The following is a 17,208-nucleotide window of genomic DNA, read 5'->3' as shown; positions in this document are numbered from 1 at the left end:
TCAGAACTTATAATCCACACCGATAAAGTAGCGACGGCCATCTTCCGTGTAGCTGTAATCGTCGCGGCTCAGATCTTTGTCCAGCAGGTTTTGCACGCCCGCACGCAGCTTCACGCTTTTCGTCGCCTGCCACGCTGCGCCGGTATTCCAGATAACATAGCCACCCGGCGTTGGGTCGCTGCTGGTCAGCGCGCGTTTCTCACCGGTGTAGTTGCCCTGAACATAGAACGACCAGTCCTGCGTCGCCTTCCAGTCAACGGTCCCGTTGGCGGTGTGGAACGGCAGATCGGACAGCGGCTTGTTGCCACCGTTGCTGATATCACGACCGTCGTTGTAGGTGTAGTTCAGCGTCACTTTCCAGTCGTCCGCCAGCGGGAATTTCAGCTCGGTCTCCACCCCGCGGATGCGCGCCTTGTTGACGTTGTAGTAGCGGAATATCGGTTCACCGTCCGCATTCAGGCCAACGTAGTTAGGGTAGCTCTGCGCCTGCTTCGCATTGGCCGTACGGCTGATGCTGATGCGGTCATCGACATTATTCTGGAAGGTGGTCACGCTGGCCTGCACGCCCTCTAACCAGCCCTCTTCCCCGCTGTAGTACAGACCGAACTCGAAGCTCTCGCTGGTCTCTGGTTTCAGATCCGGGTTACCGACAATCTCACAGGCACCGCGGCACGAGCCGGTGACCCAGTCCGGGCTCAGCTGCAGCAGTGACGGCGCTTTAAATGCGGTCGCCCAGCCCCCTTTCACCGTTACGGTATCGGTCGCGTTGTAGACCAGATAGGCGCGCGGGCTCCAGTGGTCGCCGTAGGTATCATGGTCATCCATACGGATGCCGGTGGTCAGCGCCAGAGGTTCAAAGATACGCCACTCATCTTCAAGGAACAGGGCATACTGGCTTGTCGACGTACTGCTGCTTGAACCGCCCGTCAGGTTGACCGGATCCTTCAGCTTATCGTGACGCCATTCGCCGCCGAAGGTCATCAGTTGGTTGATGTCGCCCAGCGGCAGCACGTATTTCCCGTCCACCGCGTTGCTCTCGGAGGTGATCGTATTGCTGTTGCCCGGGTTTTTGTTATCCACCTTCTCGCCGTACACCTTCAGCTCGCTGTTGCCGACGCCCCAGCGGCCGTTGTGGCTAAGAGAGTAGTTCTGACGCTCAAGGCGGTTTTTGTCGAGGGAATCCGAGTCACGATCCTGACGGTCGAAACCGTAGCCCGCCGTAAAGTCATGATTTTCAGACGGCGTCCAGGCGAACTCCACATTCGCATCGCGGCTGGTAAAGCCCTCAATGCGCGGCGTTTCACCGCTCGCCGTGGTAGAGGACTTCTGCTGCCCGTCTTTCTCACGCTTTGCGAGGCTACCGTAGGCTTTCAGCCCCAGCAGACCGTCCACCAGCGGACCGCTGGTATAGAATTGACCGTTGTAGGTGTCTCCACGGTCGCGATGTTCCTGAATTGTGGAATCGGCGCTCAGGGTACCCGTCCATTTCTGGCCGATTTTTTTGGTGATAATGTTTACCACGCCGCCCAGCGCATCGGAGCCGTAAAGAGAAGACATCGGTCCGCGCACCACTTCAATTCGTTCGATGGCGTCAACCGGCACCCAGTTGAGGTCAAAATCATTATGGCGGAACACCGCGTTACGGGAATTGACGCGCTTGCCGTCTATCAGGATCAGCGTATAGCTGCTGTCCAGTCCGCGAATACTTACCCCTTTACGGTTGTCCCCTTCGCTCGTGAGCTGCACGCCCGGCACATCCCGTAACACATCTTTCAGGTTCTGAACGGGTTTGCGCTGCAAATCTTCCTGGGTGATGACGCTGATGCTTGCCGGTGCGTCTTTCAGGTTTTGCTCGGTCGCGGAGGCCGTGACAACCATTGTGTCGCCGGATTCCGCTGCGATAACAGGCAGGGCCAGGGACATTGCGGACGCGCAAAGTCCTCCCCTGACGAAGGGATTCAACCTAAACATTCCATATCTCCATGAGGTAAATACAACTCAATCAAATCATCATTGCTCACAGCGTCTTCCTGGCCGCCCACATCTCGGGTGGGTCGGTGAAACGCTTATTTTTGATAACGATAAAGCAAACGATAATTATTATCAATTAAATTGTTAAGAAATATATCTTTGTTTCAGGGGGCGGGAATAAAAAAGCCCGCTCAAACGAGCGGGCTAACAGAGAGGAAGTGCGGTTATTGTTTAAATCGTTCCGGGAATTCCATTTCACTGTAGCGAACGAAGTGTGTCCCTTTCGTCAGCTTGTAACCAAACCAGATGACGAGGAACAGCGGAATGCCAATGTAGGTTGCCGTGACGGCGCCCCAGTCAATGGTGTCCGCCAGGAACGCTTCATAGTTCTGTCCCAGCGTAATGATCAGGCACAGAATGAAGGCGAAAATGGGACCCAGCGGGAAGAAGCCGGAGCGATACGGCAGCTGGTTAACGTCATAACCCTGTTTGACGTAGCCACGGCGGAAACGATAGTGGCTAATGGCAATCCCCAGCCAGGCAATAAAGCCCGTCATCCCGGAGGTGTTAAGCAGCCACAGGTACACCGTCTGGTTGCCAAACATAGAGGTCAGGAAGCACAGACCGGCGATCACCGTAGTGGCGTACAGCGCGTTACGCGGTACGCCGCCACGGGACAGCTTCGCGAAAATACGCGGTGCTTTACCGTCGCATGCCAGCGTGTAGAGCATACGGGTGGACGCGTACATCCCGGAGTTACCGGCTGACAGTACAGCGGTCAGGATAACGGCGTTCATCACTGCCGCGGCAGAAAGCAGACCGGCATGCTGGAAGACCAGCGTGAACGGGCTAACGCTAATGTCTTTCACGTCATTACGCAGCAGGCTTGGATCGGTGTACGGAATGATCAGGCTGATAATCAGGATCGCGAACACATAGAACAGCAGGATACGCCAGAAGACCTGACGAACCGCGCGCGGAATATTCTTCTCCGGGTTCTCTGACTCACCGGCAGCAATGCCAATCAGCTCGGTTCCCTGGAAGGAGAAGCCGACAATCATTGCCACGCCAATCATTGCCGACAGTCCACCGGCAAACGGCGCATCGCCTATTGTCCAGTTACTCCAGCCCGCAGGTTCTGCGCCTTTGAAAATACCAACGATCATCGCCACACCGACGACGATAAAGATGATGACGGTTGCCACTTTGATCAAAGAGAACCAGTATTCCGCTTCGCCGAAACCGCGCACGGAGATGTAGTTCAGCAGGAAGATGACGGCCAGGAACAGGGCGCTCCAGATCCAGCCCGGCGTATCCGGGAACCACCAGTTCATCACCAGCTGTGCGGCGACAAGGTCAACGGCGATGGTGACCGCCCAGTTGTACCAGTAGTTCCAGCCCAGCGCGAAGCCGAAGCCTTCTTCAACGTATTTTTGACCGTAGGTCGAGAACGAACCGGATACCGGCATGTACGCGGCCAGTTCGCCGAGACTGGTCATCAGGAAGTACACCATCAGGCCAATCAGGATATAAGAGAAAAGTGCCCCACCCGGGCCGGCTGCCGAAATCGTTGCGCCAGAGGCAACGAAAAGACCTGTACCGATTGAGCCGCCAATGGCGATCATCGTCAGGTGACGCGCCTTGAGTTCACGACGTAGCGTGGGCGCTTCTGTGGTTTTAATTTCTGAAACCATATGAAAATGCTGTCCATTTAATAAATGAGGCGCGATTGTAGCAGACGATCCGCGTTCCTTCCGGCAGAAATACTCAGTTATAAGAGAGCTTCATGACGCGGCCAGGATTATAAGTAAAGCATAATTTTTCCCTCTCCCCTTTGGGGTGAGGGATGCTGTCAGATTTCGCAATAGCGCAGAAAACGCTGCAGGGAGCTGGAAAGGTGTTTCTGACGATGATGAATGCACCACAGCGTGCGCACCAGCTTCGGCAGCGGGATGGGGATTTCAACCAGCGATCCGGTTTCAAGCTGTTCGGCAATAACGCGCCGGGAAAGACAGCTGATGCCCAGCCCGTGGCGCACCGCGTGCTTGATGGCCTCAGAGTTCCCCAGCTCCATCCCTAACTGGAAATGCGGCAGATGGGAAAGCAGCAGATAATCGACAATTTCACGCGTGCCGGAGCCCTGCTCGCGCAGGATCCACTGCGCCTGCGCCAGCCTCTCCAGCGTCACCTCTCCCTGCAATAACGACGAGGCCGGGGACGCAAACACCACCAGCTCGTCTTCCAGCCAGGGCTCGGCAATGATATCGACGTTATGGCAGGGACCTTCGATGAGGCCGATATCCACACGGAAGTCGATCACTGCGTTGATGACGTCCTGGCTATTGCCCACGCTCATCTCCAGCGGCAGGGTGGGAAAATCCCGGCGGTAGCGGGCAATCACTTCCGGCAGAATGTAGTTCCCGATGGTGCTGCTGGCGTAAACGCGGATCGCACCGTTGTCTTCGCGGAACAACTGCTCGATTTCGATTGCCTGCTCGAGCAGCGCCAGCGCGCGCGGATAAAGAAGACGACCGTGCTCGTTGACCACCAGACGCTTCCCTACCCTGTCAAAGAGCTGAACGCCCAGCTGTCCTTCAAGATCGGTTAACGCCGCGCTGACCGCAGACTGTGAGAGCGCCAGCATTTGTGACGCCTGGGTCGTCGAGCCGCTTTTCAGCACCTCGGCAAACACTTCCAGCTGACGCAGAGTAATGTGCATGGTTGCTTACCACTTATATAGATTGATTATAAGTATATAATCAATTTTATTTTTAAACCAGAGCGCCGTAACCTTTAGCCAGACAAAGGAGAAGGTTATGTCAGAAATCACCTTACAACATCATCGTACAGTGTGGCACTTCGTGCCGGGTCTTGCGCTCAGCGCTGCAGTCACCGCCGTAGCGCTATGGGGCGGCAGCATCCCGGCCATCGCAGGCGCAGGTTTCAGCGCGCTGACGCTCGCCATTTTGCTCGGCATGGTCGTGGGTAACACCGTTTACCCGCATATCTGGAAATCCTGCGACGGCGGCGTAATCTTTGCCAAGCAGCATCTGCTGCGTCTTGGGATCATTCTTTACGGCTTCCGTCTTACCTTTTCGCAGATTGCGGACGTGGGTGCGAGCGGGATCGCCATCGACGTTCTGACCCTGACCAGCACCTTTTTACTGGCCTGCTTTATCGGCCAGAAAGTGTTTGGCCTGGACAGGCAAACCAGCTGGCTGATCGGTGCCGGGAGCAGTATCTGTGGCGCAGCGGCGGTGCTGGCCACGGAACCCGTCGTGAAGGCCGAAGCCAGCAAGGTAACGGTGGCGGTAGCGACGGTGGTGATCTTCGGTACGCTGGCGATTTTCCTCTACCCGGCCATGTATCCGCTGGTTGCCCACTGGTTCAGCCCGGAAACCTACGGCATCTATATCGGTTCGACCATGCACGAAGTGGCCCAGGTGGTCGCGGCAGGACACGCCATTAACCCGGACGCCGAAAACGCAGCGGTGATTGCCAAAATGCTGCGCGTGATGATGCTGGCCCCGTTCCTGATTTTCCTGGCTGCACGGGTTAAACAACTGGCTCCGGCGGGCGGCAGTGAGAAAAGTAAAATCACCATTCCGTGGTTTGCGATCCTGTTCATCGTGGTCGCTATCTTTAACTCCTTCCATCTGCTGCCGAAAGCGGTGGTGGATATGCTGGTGACGCTGGATACCGTACTGCTGGCAATGGCCATGGCGGCCCTGGGAGTGACCACGCACGTCAGCGCGCTGAAAAAAGCCGGTGCGAAACCGCTGCTGATGGCGCTGGTACTCTTCATCTGGCTGATTGTCGGCGGCGGCGCGATTAACCTCGCGGTCCATAGCCTGATGGCATAAACCACTACATCCTTCTCCTGTTAACCCGCTATCATAAGCATTTCGGGTTAACAGGAGTCCCTTTATGAAATATGTTGGAGCGCACGTCAGCGCTGCAGGTGGCCTTGCGAATGCCGCCATTCGTGCCGCCGAAATTGAGGCGACCGCTTTCGCCCTGTTCACCAAAAATCAGCGCCAGTGGCGCGCCGCACCGCTCACCGCTGAGGTGATTGATGATTTCAAAGCCGCCTGCGAGAAATACCGCTACGGGCCCGGCCAGATCCTCCCCCACGACAGCTACCTGATCAACCTCGGTCACCCGGTTGAAGAGGCGCTGGAAAAATCCCGCGAGGCGTTTCTTGATGAAGTGCAGCGCTGCGAACAGCTGGGGCTGACGCTGCTGAACTTCCATCCGGGCAGCCATCTGATGCAGATCGACGAAGATGCCTGCCTGGCGCGCATTGCCGAATCCATCAACATCACGCTGGACAAGACCAAAGGCGTCACCGCGGTGATTGAGAATACCGCTGGTCAGGGCAGCAACCTCGGCTTTAAGTTCGAACATCTGGCGGCGATTATCGACGGCGTGGAGGATAAATCCCGCGTGGGCGTGTGCATTGATACCTGCCACGCGTTTGCCGCCGGTTATGACCTGCGCACCACCGAGGCAACGAAAAACACGTTTGATGAGTTCGAGCGCATTGTGGGCTTTAAGTACCTGCGCGGAATGCACTTAAACGATGCAAAAAGCGCCTTTGGTAGCCGCGTTGACCGCCACCACAGCCTGGGCGAAGGCAACATTGGCCACGATGCGTTTCGCTTTATTATGCAGGACGCCCGCTTCGACGGTATTCCGATGGTGCTGGAAACCATTAATCCGGACATCTGGGCAGAAGAGATTGCCTGGCTGAAGGCACAGCAAACCGCTGAACAGGCGGCATAAAAAAAGCCGGGTGCGTAATGCAACCCGGCTTTTTTGTTGTTTATCGCTTACGCTGCTTTTGCCACAACTTCCGCTTCCGGACGTTTAAGCACCGCGTAAGAGAGACCCGCCACCAGCGTACCGGCAACAATCGCCAGCAGGTAGCCCAGTACCGGGGTGATGGCGCCAGGGATCAGCAGCACGAACAGACCGCCGTGTGGTGCCATCAGCTTCGCACCGACAGCCATAGAGATCGCCCCCGTTACCGCACCGCCAACGATACAGCACGGCAGCACACGCATTGGGTCACGCGCCGCGAACGGAATCGCCCCTTCGGTGATGAAGCACAGACCCAGCACCAGCGCGGCTTTACCGCCTTCCTGCTGCGCTTTATCGAACTTACGACGGGCAATAATCGTCGCCAGACCGAGCGCCAGCGGAGGCACCATACCTGCCGCCATGATCGCCGCCATTGGCGCGTAGGTCTGGGTACTCAGCAGGCCCACACCAAAGGCGTACGCCGCTTTGTTCACCGGACCACCCATGTCGGTACACATCATGCCACCGAGGATTGCACCCAGCAGAACCGCATTCGCGGTCCCCATGGTTTGCAGCCAGTGGGTCAGACCCGCCAGGATGCCCGCAACCGGCTTACCAATCAGGTAAATCATCGCCAGACCGACCACCAGGCTGGAAATCAGCGGGATGATCAGGATCGGCTTCAGCGCTTCCATACTCTGCGGCAGCTTCAGCTTCGAGCTAATCAGCTTCGCGACGTAGCCGGCGAGGAAGCCCGCGATGATACCGCCGATAAAGCCGGAACCGGTGCTCACGGCCAGCATACCGCCGATAAGACCCGGCGTCAGGCCAGGACGGTCAGCAATGGAGAAGGCAATAAAGCCCGCCAGTACCGGCACCATCAGGGCGAAGGCTGAGCCGCCGCCGATCTGCATCAGCGCAGCCGCCAGCGTACCTTGTTCTTTAAACGCGGTGATACCAAACGCGAACGAGAGCGCGATACACAGACCGCCCGCGACTACCATTGGCAGCATGTAAGACACGCCGGTCAGCAGGTGACGATAGGCGCCTGCGGACTCTTTCTTCCCTTCCGTCGCGGTCTGACGCGCGCCGGTTGCTTGATACGGCTTCGCTTCTACCAGCGCTTTATCAAACTCCTGCGCGGTCTTTTTCAGCGCCAGGCCGGTGGAGGTACGGTACATTGGCTTACCGGCAAATTTCGCCAGGTCCACTTCGATATCCGCCGCCACAATCACCAGATCGGCCTCCGCCACTTCTTCAGGGGTGATCGCGTTGCCGGCACCGACGGAGCCGCGTGTTTCAACTTTTACCCACCAGCCACGTTTTTTCGCTTCGGTTTCAATGGCTTCAGCCGCCATAAAGGTGTGAGCCACCCCCGTCGGGCAGGCCGTCACCGCCACAATGCGTTTCGGACCCGTGGCCGCAGCCGGTGCCGTCGCGACAGGCGCGCTGTAGACAGACGCATGACCTTTCGCTTCGCTCAGGAACAGTTCCGGGTGTGCCACCGCGCGATTAATATCGCCCAGCCACACTTTTTTGCCGTTCAGCGCACTGTCAGCCGGGATTTTGTCGCCCAGGACAATGGCCAGTTCTGCATCGCCTGGATTATCGATAATCTCCAGATGTGCTTTTTGTGCCGCCGCGCCCAGCAAGGTCTTCGCCATATAGGCGCGAGCCTGTCCGAGACCGGAGTCAATGATCAGCAGCGTTTTCATTATTCCTCTCCTGCTGTTAGTTAAAAGGTTTTAAGTCAACGCGCGCCATCATCGCGGCTAACTGGGTACGATCGGTAATACCGACATTGCTCTGGCTGACGGCCAGGGCAGCAACGGCAGTGGCAAGACGTAAGGTATGTTCACTGGATTCCCGCATCAGCAGACCATAAATCAGGCCGCCAACCATGGAATCCCCTGCGCCAACGGTACTCACAACCTCCATTGACGGCGGTTTGGCGATCCATTCGCCAGACGCGTTAACCCACAACGCGCCTTCTGCACCAAGCGAGATCACCACGTGAGCGATACCCTGCTCGCGCAGCGCATGGGCAGCGTCAATCACATCTTTTAATTCTGGCAGCTTACGACCCGCCCAGATCTCCAGCTCGCGGCGATTCGGCTTCACCAGCCACGGTGAGGCTTTCAGGCCCGCAACCAGCGCGTCACGGCTGCTGTCAAAAATGATGCATGGGCACTGGCTGCGCAGGCGCGTCATCCAGTCGGTAAAGGCTTCCGGGCTCACGCCGGACGGCAGGCTGCCGCTGACGCAGACCATGTCAAACTGCCCCAGCCAGGTCAGCGAGTCGTTGACAAAGCGCTCCCAGTCTGACGGCGTCACTTCGAAGCCTGAGAAGTTCAGATCGGTTACTTCACCGTCTTTCTCCGTCAGCTTAACGTTGATACGGGTACGGCCCTGAACAACCTGAAAACGGTTGGCAATGCCCAGCTCGCTGAAGAGCTGCTGGAAACCGTCCTGGTTGTCTTTACCGAGGAATCCGCCCACGGTGACATCAATACCGAGATCCTTGAGCACTTTCGCGACGTTAATCCCTTTGCCCGCAGCGTGCAGGCCGGTGGTACGCACGAGGTTGACTTCGCCGCGCTCAATTTCCGGGCAAAATCCTACCAGGTCATAAGCCGGGTTCAGCGTAATAGTCGCAACACGTCTGCTCATTATGCGCCCTCCCCCAGACCTGCCGCGATGGCATCGCCAATCGCTTTCAGCGCCTGTTCAGCATCGGCACCCTGCGCGGTGAAACGCAGACGGTGGCCTTTCTTCACGCCCAGCGCGACCACTTTCATCAGACTACGGCCGTTGGCCGGTTTGCCCGTGCCGTCAAGATTCGCCACGGTAATCTCACTCTCGAATTGTTTAATGGTATTCACCAGCATGGTGCCCGGGCGGGCATGCAGGCCGTGTTCGTTACGCACCACGAACTCCGCGGTTTGCACGTCATCCGTCAGCGCATCATCACTGGTCAGCAGTGCCAGCACGGTGGAGGCATCAGCGTTCAGCAGCTTTTCAGCTTTGTTATTCAGCAGCAGGTCGCCCAGACGCTTCAGCACGGAAACCGGCTGTTCATCAGCCATCGCCACGGTCACCAGCATGGCCGCGCGTTCGCCTTCTACGTCAAATGCCGTGGCCGCACGGCTCACGGCAATCGCACTGCGCAGGTTGCCTTCAGCACTGTCGTTCAGCCAGATGCCCTGACCCAGATTCAACGGCTTATCGTTAATCACGCGCGTCACAAAGGTGGCATCCGCCGCGCCGGCTTCTTTCAGGCGGCCCGCGTTCAGCGCCTGCAGCGTCACCAGATCGGAAGCAACTACATCCAGCGTCAGCGTTTCATTATCCAGTTTCAGCGCTTCACTCTGTTTTTCGCCCATCAGCAAGGCGCGCAGCTCTTCCGCGGTGGTGGCGGATTTAAGCTGTTCAGCCACCGCGTCATCGCTCAGGACATGCGTCAGCTGACGCAGCAGACCTAAGTGTTCGTCGCTGCTGGCCGCGATACCGATGGCCACATAGGCTACCTGACCGTCTCCCCAGAGTACGCCCTGCGGGAACTGGTAAACCTTAACGCCGGTTTTCAACACCTGATCGCGGGTGTCGGTGGTGCCGTGCGGAATGGCGATCCCATTGCCAAGGAAGGTTGAGGTCTGCTGCTCGCGCGCCAGCATGCCGTTGACATAGCCGTCCGCGACGTTACCCGCCTGCACAAGCGCAGCGGCAACCTGGCGAATAGCCTCTTCTTTATCCCCGGCCTGAGCGCCCGGGTGGATATCCTGAACAGATAACTGGAACATGGTTCTCCACTCCTGCTGAACTTGAATCGTTTCAGCTTTAATGAGAAAAAATGCGCTAGCCTGCTCCGTTTGTTAAACAAGATAGCGCTGAAACGTTTCAAAAAGTCTTGCGCTTTCTGCAATGCCTTGCAAGAAAACTCGTATTTCAGATTGCAGAATTTAGAGATACAGCACATTTCTTCTTCGTTCAGCTGAATTTTGCTGAAATTCAGCAAGTCAGTTTCAGCTAAGGTCAGCCGATGTGGATGCAAGATGAAATGCCATTTTGATTTTTCGTGGCATCATTGACCGCACCCACTGTTTATTTTTTAGCTGACGGCGTACACTCCGCCCCTCTCTGCTACTCGCTAATTATAAAACATGCATAACATCCCTGCGGCTGCCTCGCCGAAGCCCTTTGATTTGACCTCAGCGGCCTTCCTGATTGTTGCCTTCTTCACGGGCATTGCCGGTGCGTTACAGACGCCGACGCTGAGCTTATTTTTGACCAATGAGGTTCATGTTCGTCCGGCGCTGGTTGGCTTCTTTTTTACCGGAAGCGCCATCATCGGCATCCTGGTCAGTCAGTTCCTGGCGGGGCGATCCGACAGAAAAGGCGATCGTAAAAGCCTGATCGTTTTCTGCTGCCTGCTGGGGGTTTTGGCCTGCGTTCTGTTTGCCTGGAACCGCAACTACTTCATTCTGCTTTTCGTCGGGGTATTCCTGAGCAGCTTTGGTTCGACGGCGAACCCACAGCTGTTTGCGCTTGCCCGCGAACACGCCGACCATACCGGACGTGAAGCGGTGATGTTCAGCTCTGTCCTGCGTGCGCAGGTGTCGCTGGCATGGGTGATTGGCCCACCGCTGGCTTACGCGCTGGCGATGGGTTTTGGCTTTACGGTGATGTACCTGAGCGCGGCGGTCGCGTTTGTGGCGTGCGGCGCGCTGGTGTGGTTCTTCCTGCCGTCCATGCGCAAAGAGCCCAAAGTAGCAACGGGCGTGCTGGAAGCGCCGCGCCGTAACCGCCGCGATGCCCTGCTCCTGTTCGCGATCTGCACGCTGATGTGGGGCACCAATAGCCTCTATATCATCAATATGCCGCTGTTTATTATTAATGAACTGCACCTGTCGGAGAAGCTGGCGGGGATCATGATGGGCACCGCGGCCGGGCTTGAGATCCCGACCATGCTTATCGCAGGCTATTACGCAAAGCGCTTCGGGAAACGTTTTTTAATGCGCATCGCCGCCGTCGCCGGTCTGCTGTTCTATCTCGGCATGCTGACGGTACATACCCCCGGGCTATTGCTGGCGTTACAGCTGCTGAACGCCATCTATATTGGCATTCTCGCCGGGATAGGCATGCTCTATTTCCAGGATCTGATGCCGGGTCAGGCAGGCTCTGCCACCACCCTTTATACTAACACCACCCGCGTGGGCTGGATTATTGCCGGCTCAATGGCCGGTGTCGTGGCCGAAATCTGGAACTATCACACGGTGTTCTGGATTGCGCTGGTGATGTGTACGCTGACGATGGGCTGTCTGGCGAAGATTAAAGACGTTTAAGGTGCGGTGAGCGATTCAAGCTCAAGAAGGTACGTCATCGCCTGCTCGCGCGTGCTGCCACACATTTCGGCCGTGGGCTGAAGCCCGGAGCAGACCTTCGGACGCAGCGGTGAGCCAAAGATCATGCACAGGTTGGTTTCCGAGAGCTGAACGCAGCGGGTATTGGCAGGCTTGCCCTCGGGCATTCCTGGAATGGGGCTTGAAATGGACGGTGCAGTACAGCACGCGCCACAATCGGGACGGCAATCCATAAATGCTCTCTTTCGCTGGCGGATGCCCGTACAGTCGGGCATCGCGCGCACAGTAACACCTTTTGCGTATTGATAGCAAAAGCCACGAATTCCTCTTGCCTGAAAGGCCGCGCGCGAGTAATTTGGCGCGATATTTTTTACCTCCCGTAAACAGGATTACTGCAATGCCAAGAGCGAACGAAATTAAGAAAGGTATGGTACTGAATTACAACGGCAAACTGCTGATTGTGAAAGATATCGATATTCAGGCACCAAGCGCCCGTGGTGCAGCTACGCTGTACAAAATGCGTTTCGCCGATGTGCGTACCGGCCTGAAGGTGGAAGAGCGCTTTAAAGGTGACGATATCGTCGATACCGTCACCCTGACTCGTCGCTATGTTGATTTCTCCTATATCGACGGCAACGAATATGTGTTCATGGACAAAGAAGATTACACCCCGTACATCTTCACCAAAGATCAGATTGAAGAAGAGCTGCTGTTCATCCCGGAAGGCGGTATGCCAGACATGCAGGTTCTGACCTGGGACGGCGTGCTGCTGGCGCTGGAACTGCCTCAGACGGTCGATCTGGAAATCGTTGAAACGGCACCTGGCATCAAAGGCGCATCCGCAAGTGCCCGCAACAAACCGGCGACCCTGACGACCGGCCTGGTTGTGCAGGTACCGGAATACCTCTCTGCTGGCGAGAAGATCCGCATCCATATTGAAGAAAAACGCTATATGGGTCGCGCTGACTGATTGCGGCATTTGTCGGGTGGCGCTACGCTTACCCGACCTACGAAAAAACCGGCCCTGAAGCTGGTTTTTGTGTTTTTGTAGGCCGGGTAAGGCGAAGCCGCCACCCGGCAATTCCGGTTACAGCAGCTCCGGATACTTCGTCATCTTCAGCGCCAGCTCAACGCCGCGCACTTCCGCCATCCCTTTAAGACGGCCAATCGCCGAATAACCCGGGTTAGTTTTCTTACGCAGATCGTCCAGCATCTGATGACCGTGGTCAGGACGGAACGGAATAGGACGCACATCGCCAGTCTGCTTGCGACGCGCCTCTTCCGCCAGAATGGCGTCTACCACCGCCACCATATTCACATCACCGCCCAGGTGCGCCGCCTCGTGGAAGGTTTTTGGATTCTCTTCACGGCAGGTCGCGCGCAGATGCGTGAAGTGGATACGATCGCCGAAGGTTTCAATCATCCGCACCAGGTCGTTATCCGCCCGCACACCGTAGGAGCCGGTACACATGGTGAAGCCGTTATAGATGCTGTCGACCGTCTCTTTCAGCCACTGCATATCTTCAATCGTGGACACGATACGCGGCAGGCCGAGGATTGGACGCGGTGGATCGTCCGGATGTACGGCCAGGCGAACCCCTACCTCTTCCGCAACCGGCACGATAGCGCGCAGGAAATACGCCATGTTTTCACGCAGCTGCTGCTTATCAATATCGCCGTATTCCGCCAGGCGGGCGCGGAACTGATCCAGCGTATACCCTTCTTCAGCCCCCGGCAGGCCCGCAATAATATTACGGGTCAGCTTTTCGATATCTGCGTCACTGGCGGCGTTAAACCACGCGAGCGCCTGCTGCTGCTCTTCCGCGGTGTAATCGGCGTCGGCGCCAGGGCGTTTCAGAATGTGCAGTTCGAATGCCGCAAAGGCAATCTGGTCGAAACGCAGCGCTTTCGAGCCGTCCGGCATCTGATATTCAAGGTCAGTTCGCGTCCAGTCCAGGATAGGCATGAAGTTATAGCAAACCGTATCAATGCCGCAGGCCGCAAGGTTACGGATGCTCTGCTGGTAGTTAGCGATCCAGGTCTGGTACTCCCCTGAATGGGTTTTGATATCTTCATGAACCGGAATGCTTTCTACCACAGACCAGGTTAATCCCTTCTCCGCCAGCAGCGCCTGACGCGTCTGTATTTCCTCTACCGGCCAGACCTGACCGTTAGGAATATGATGCAGCGCCGTGACGACACCCGTTGCGCCAGCCTGACGCACATCATCAAGAGAAACCGGATCGTTCGGCCCGTACCAACGCCAGGTTTGTTCCATTGCCTCACCCTCTTAAGTTGTTATACCAATATGTGCTACTGCAATGACGACTACCATACATGTTTGCCGTGAAGGGTCAATACACCGCCACACATTGATTGATCAAACTCACATAACGGGGATAATTACGGCTCACCAATTTTATTTGCTGTCATATAACTTTACACTGGCATTGTTAATTAATGGTTAATCAGGTGTGTATCTCATGAAGACAATTGCCTCCACCGCCCTTCCTGCCCGGGTTCAGCAACCTCGCTACGATCGCCAGTCATTACGCTCCCGCATCGTCCACTTTGGCTTTGGCGCGTTTCACCGTGCGCACCAGGCATTGTTAACAAATCGGGTGCTGAATGAAAAAGGCGGCGACTGGGGGATTTGTGAGATTAGCCTTTTCAGCGGCGATGTGCTGATGAGCCAGCTGCGCGCGCAGGATCATCTGTTCACCGTGCTGGAAAAAGGGGCTGAAGGAAATGAGGCCATTATCGTCGGTGCCGTCCATGAATGCCTGAACGCAAAGCTGGACTCCTTGCCCGCCATTATTGAGAAATTTTGCGAGCCTCAGGTTGCGATTGTCTCGCTCACCATCACGGAAAAAGGCTATTGCATCGATCCCGCGACCGGAAAACTCGATCTGAATAACCCCCGGATCGTCCACGACCTTGAAAACCCCTCCGAGCCACATTCGGCCCCTGGGATCCTGGTCGAAGCCCTCCACCGCCGCCGCGAGCGCGGCTTGCCTGCGTTTACCGTGCTGTCCTGCGACAATATCCCTGACAACGGGCACGTGGTGAAAAACGCGGTGCTGGGCATGGCGCAAAAACGTTCCGCAGGGTTATCTGAATGGATTGATAGCCACGTGAGTTTCCCGGGGACGATGGTCGACAGGATTGTGCCCGCCGCAACGGAGGCCTCGCTGGCGGAAATCACCGACGCGCTCGGCGTGGAAGATCCGTGCGCCATCAGCTGCGAGCCGTTCATTCAGTGGGTCGTGGAAGATAATTTTGTCGCCGGCCGTCCCGAGTGGGAAGTGGCCGGTGTCCAGATGGTGCAGGATGTGCTGCCTTGGGAGCAGATGAAATTACGCATGCTCAACGGCAGCCACTCTTTCCTGGCGTATCTGGGGTACCTCGCGGGCTACGCTCATATAAATGAATGCATGGAGGACGCGGCGTTCCGCGAAGCCGCCCGTCGGCTGATGCTGGACGAGCAGGCCCCCACGTTGCGCATCAAGGATGTCGACCTCACGGCATACGCCGATAGTCTGATCGAACGCTTTGCCAACCCGGCCCTCCAGCATCGGACCTGGCAAATCGCGATGGACGGTAGCCAGAAGCTGCCCCAGAGAATGCTGGAAGGGATCCGCGTTCATCTTGAGCGAAATACACCGTGGTCGCTGCTGGCCCTGGGCGTGGCCGGCTGGATACGCTACGTCAGCGGTACCGACGAACGTGGAAACGCGATTGACGTTCGCGATCCCCTCAGCGATAAAATCCGCGCCATCGTCAACGCCAGCAGCGACGCCAACCGCGTCCACGCGCTGCTGGGGCTGAGTGAGGTCTTCGGTCACGATCTTGCGCGTAATCGCATTTTTGTGGAGGCTGTCAGCCAGGCCTATGAGCGCATTACCCGCCACGGCGCGCGTCAGGCTGTTATCGAAACGTTAAATCTTTAACGATTATTGCGCTTAATGCGAACGGATGAGGCCTCCGTTCGCCCTTCCCCTTCTCACGGGGCCCGTTTTTCGCCAGGATAGAGAGCAGTGTTATAGCATCACAATTCTCATCCGGAGCGCACGTGACCAAAACCAACCTCATAACCGGTTTTCTCGGCAGCGGTAAAACCACCTCAATTCTCCATCTGCTGGCGAATAAAGATCCGGCCGAGAAGTGGGCCGTGCTGGTCAATGAATTTGGCGAGGTGGGCATTGACGGCGCGTTGCTGTCATCCAGCGGCGCGATGATTAAAGAGATCCCCGGCGGATGCATGTGCTGCGTCAATGGCCTGCCGATGCAGGTCGGGCTCAATACCCTGCTGCGTCAGGGCAAACCTGACCGCCTGCTGATTGAACCTACCGGGCTGGGTCACCCGAAGCAGATCCTCGATTTATTGACCGCACCGGTTTACGAGCCGTGGATCGATCTGCGCGCCACCCTGTGCCTGCTCGATCCGCGTCAGCTTCTGGATGACAAGGCGGTGGCCAACGAGAACTTCCGCGATCAGCTCGCCTCGGCGGACGTTATCGTCGCCAACAAGGAAGATCGCGCCACGCCAGAAAGCCAGGCCGCGCTGGAGGCGTGGTGGCAGCATTTTGGCGGCAATCGCACGCTTGTGCAGGCCACCCAGGGGAATATTGATAGCGCCCTGCTTGACCTGCCTCGTCTGAACCTCACCGAGCTGCCCGCCAGCGAGGAGCATGCGCACAATCACCCGGTTAAGCAGGGTCTGGCAGCCCTGAGTCTGCCGGAGCACCAGCGCTGGCGTCGTAATCTGAACAGCGGTCAGGGATATCAGGCCTGCGGATGGATTTTTGATGCTGAAACCGTTTTTGACACCATTGGGATCCTGGAGTGGGCCCGCCTTGCGCCCGTCGATCGCGTGAAAGGGATCATGCGCACGCCGGACGGACTGGTGCGGATCAACCGCCAAGGCGACGATTTCTTTATTGAAACGCAAAACGTGGCGCCGCCCGACAGCCGAATAGAGTTAATTAGTGCGGTTAACGCCGACTGGAATGCCCTCCAGTCCAGCCTGTTGAGGATTCGTTTAAGTTCGGGCGGCTAACGTTGCCCCAGTTTT

14 protein-coding genes are annotated in these 17,208 nt (G+C 56.9%); 6 read left to right on the top strand and 8 right to left on the bottom strand.

Annotated elements, in window-relative coordinates:
• From cirA to yieE, 3 genes are all read right to left on the bottom strand, one after another.
• The gene (gene cirA / locus ACMWJS_RS11100) at positions 1-1,971 is read right to left on the bottom strand and encodes a catecholate siderophore receptor CirA (protein ID WP_414747061.1); all 1,971 of its coding nucleotides are present in this window, start codon (positions 1,969-1,971) and stop codon (positions 1-3) included.
• A 224-nt stretch (positions 1,972-2,195) separates the two neighbouring features.
• Entirely contained in the window at positions 2,196-3,665 is a 1,470-nt protein-coding gene (locus ACMWJS_RS11095; protein WP_008500931.1) for an amino acid permease, read from the bottom strand.
• 158 nt (positions 3,666-3,823) lie between these two features.
• The gene (yieE, locus tag ACMWJS_RS11090) at positions 3,824-4,690 is read right to left on the bottom strand and encodes a DNA-binding transcriptional regulator YeiE (protein WP_069720466.1); all 867 of its coding nucleotides are present in this window, start codon (positions 4,688-4,690) and stop codon (positions 3,824-3,826) included.
• A gap of 97 nt (positions 4,691-4,787) precedes the next feature.
• On the opposite strand from yieE, the gene ACMWJS_RS11085 reads away from it, so the two are divergent.
• Together ACMWJS_RS11085 and nfo are read left to right on the top strand one after the other, a co-directional pair.
• Entirely contained in the window at positions 4,788-5,834 is a 1,047-nt protein-coding gene (locus tag ACMWJS_RS11085; RefSeq protein ID WP_023294037.1) for a YeiH family protein, read from the top strand.
• Positions 5,835-5,898: 64 nt separating this feature from the next.
• Positions 5,899-6,756: a deoxyribonuclease IV gene (nfo, locus tag ACMWJS_RS11080; RefSeq protein ID WP_023294038.1), complete on the top strand. Its 858-nt coding sequence runs from the start codon at positions 5,899-5,901 to the stop codon at positions 6,754-6,756.
• Between the two features lie 47 nt (positions 6,757-6,803).
• On the opposite strand, the gene fruA is transcribed toward nfo, so the two are convergent.
• From fruA to fruB, 3 genes are read right to left on the bottom strand one after another with little or no spacing between them, the layout of a single operon-like run.
• Positions 6,804-8,489 carry a PTS fructose transporter subunit IIBC gene (fruA, locus tag ACMWJS_RS11075; RefSeq protein ID WP_069720465.1) on the bottom strand — a complete coding sequence of 562 codons (1,686 nt, stop codon included), beginning with the start codon at positions 8,487-8,489 and terminating at the stop codon, positions 6,804-6,806.
• A gap of 16 nt (positions 8,490-8,505) precedes the next feature.
• On the bottom strand, positions 8,506-9,444 hold the full coding sequence (gene fruK, locus ACMWJS_RS11070) for a 1-phosphofructokinase (RefSeq protein ID WP_008500936.1): 939 nt from the start codon (positions 9,442-9,444) through the stop codon (positions 8,506-8,508).
• Entirely contained in the window at positions 9,444-10,574 is a 1,131-nt protein-coding gene (gene fruB / locus ACMWJS_RS11065) for a fused PTS fructose transporter subunit IIA/HPr protein (RefSeq protein ID WP_063622107.1), read from the bottom strand. The genes fruK and fruB overlap by 1 nt, the downstream gene beginning before the upstream one ends.
• A gap of 360 nt (positions 10,575-10,934) precedes the next feature.
• Between fruB and setB the strand changes: the two genes are divergently transcribed.
• Positions 10,935-12,116: a sugar efflux transporter SetB gene (gene setB, locus ACMWJS_RS11060; protein ID WP_063622108.1), complete on the top strand. Its 1,182-nt coding sequence runs from the start codon at positions 10,935-10,937 to the stop codon at positions 12,114-12,116.
• Here setB and ACMWJS_RS11055 read toward each other — a convergent pair.
• Positions 12,113-12,367, bottom strand: a complete 255-nt coding sequence (locus ACMWJS_RS11055; RefSeq protein ID WP_045908692.1) for a YkgJ family cysteine cluster protein — start codon at positions 12,365-12,367, stop codon at positions 12,113-12,115. The genes setB and ACMWJS_RS11055 overlap by 4 nt on opposite strands.
• 164 nt (positions 12,368-12,531) lie before the next feature.
• Between ACMWJS_RS11055 and yeiP the strand changes: the two genes are divergently transcribed.
• Positions 12,532-13,104 (top strand): elongation factor P-like protein YeiP, encoded by a 573-nt coding sequence (yeiP, locus tag ACMWJS_RS11050; protein ID WP_008500940.1) that lies wholly within the window; start codon positions 12,532-12,534, stop codon positions 13,102-13,104.
• Positions 13,105-13,221: 117 nt separating this feature from the next.
• Here yeiP and uxuA read toward each other — a convergent pair whose 3' ends face one another.
• Entirely contained in the window at positions 13,222-14,412 is a 1,191-nt protein-coding gene (gene uxuA / locus ACMWJS_RS11045) for a mannonate dehydratase (protein WP_048028201.1), read from the bottom strand.
• 205 nt (positions 14,413-14,617) lie between these two features.
• Between uxuA and ACMWJS_RS11040 the strand changes: the two genes are divergently transcribed.
• Positions 14,618-16,084 carry a mannitol dehydrogenase family protein gene (locus ACMWJS_RS11040; protein ID WP_414747060.1) on the top strand — a complete coding sequence of 489 codons (1,467 nt, stop codon included), beginning with the start codon at positions 14,618-14,620 and terminating at the stop codon, positions 16,082-16,084.
• Positions 16,085-16,206: 122 nt separating this feature from the next.
• Entirely contained in the window at positions 16,207-17,193 is a 987-nt protein-coding gene (locus tag ACMWJS_RS11035; RefSeq protein WP_414747059.1) for a CobW family GTP-binding protein, read from the top strand.
• Positions 17,194-17,208: the final 15 nt, after the last annotated feature.

The sequence above is a fragment of the Enterobacter sp. HK-058-C-ECC genome, from assembly GCF_047531125.1.
GTDB classification, from domain to species: domain Bacteria; phylum Pseudomonadota; class Gammaproteobacteria; order Enterobacterales; family Enterobacteriaceae; genus Enterobacter; species Enterobacter quasiroggenkampii.
The sequence above is the reverse complement of the archived record's forward strand: the minus strand, read 5'-3'. Positions and strand labels throughout refer to the sequence as shown.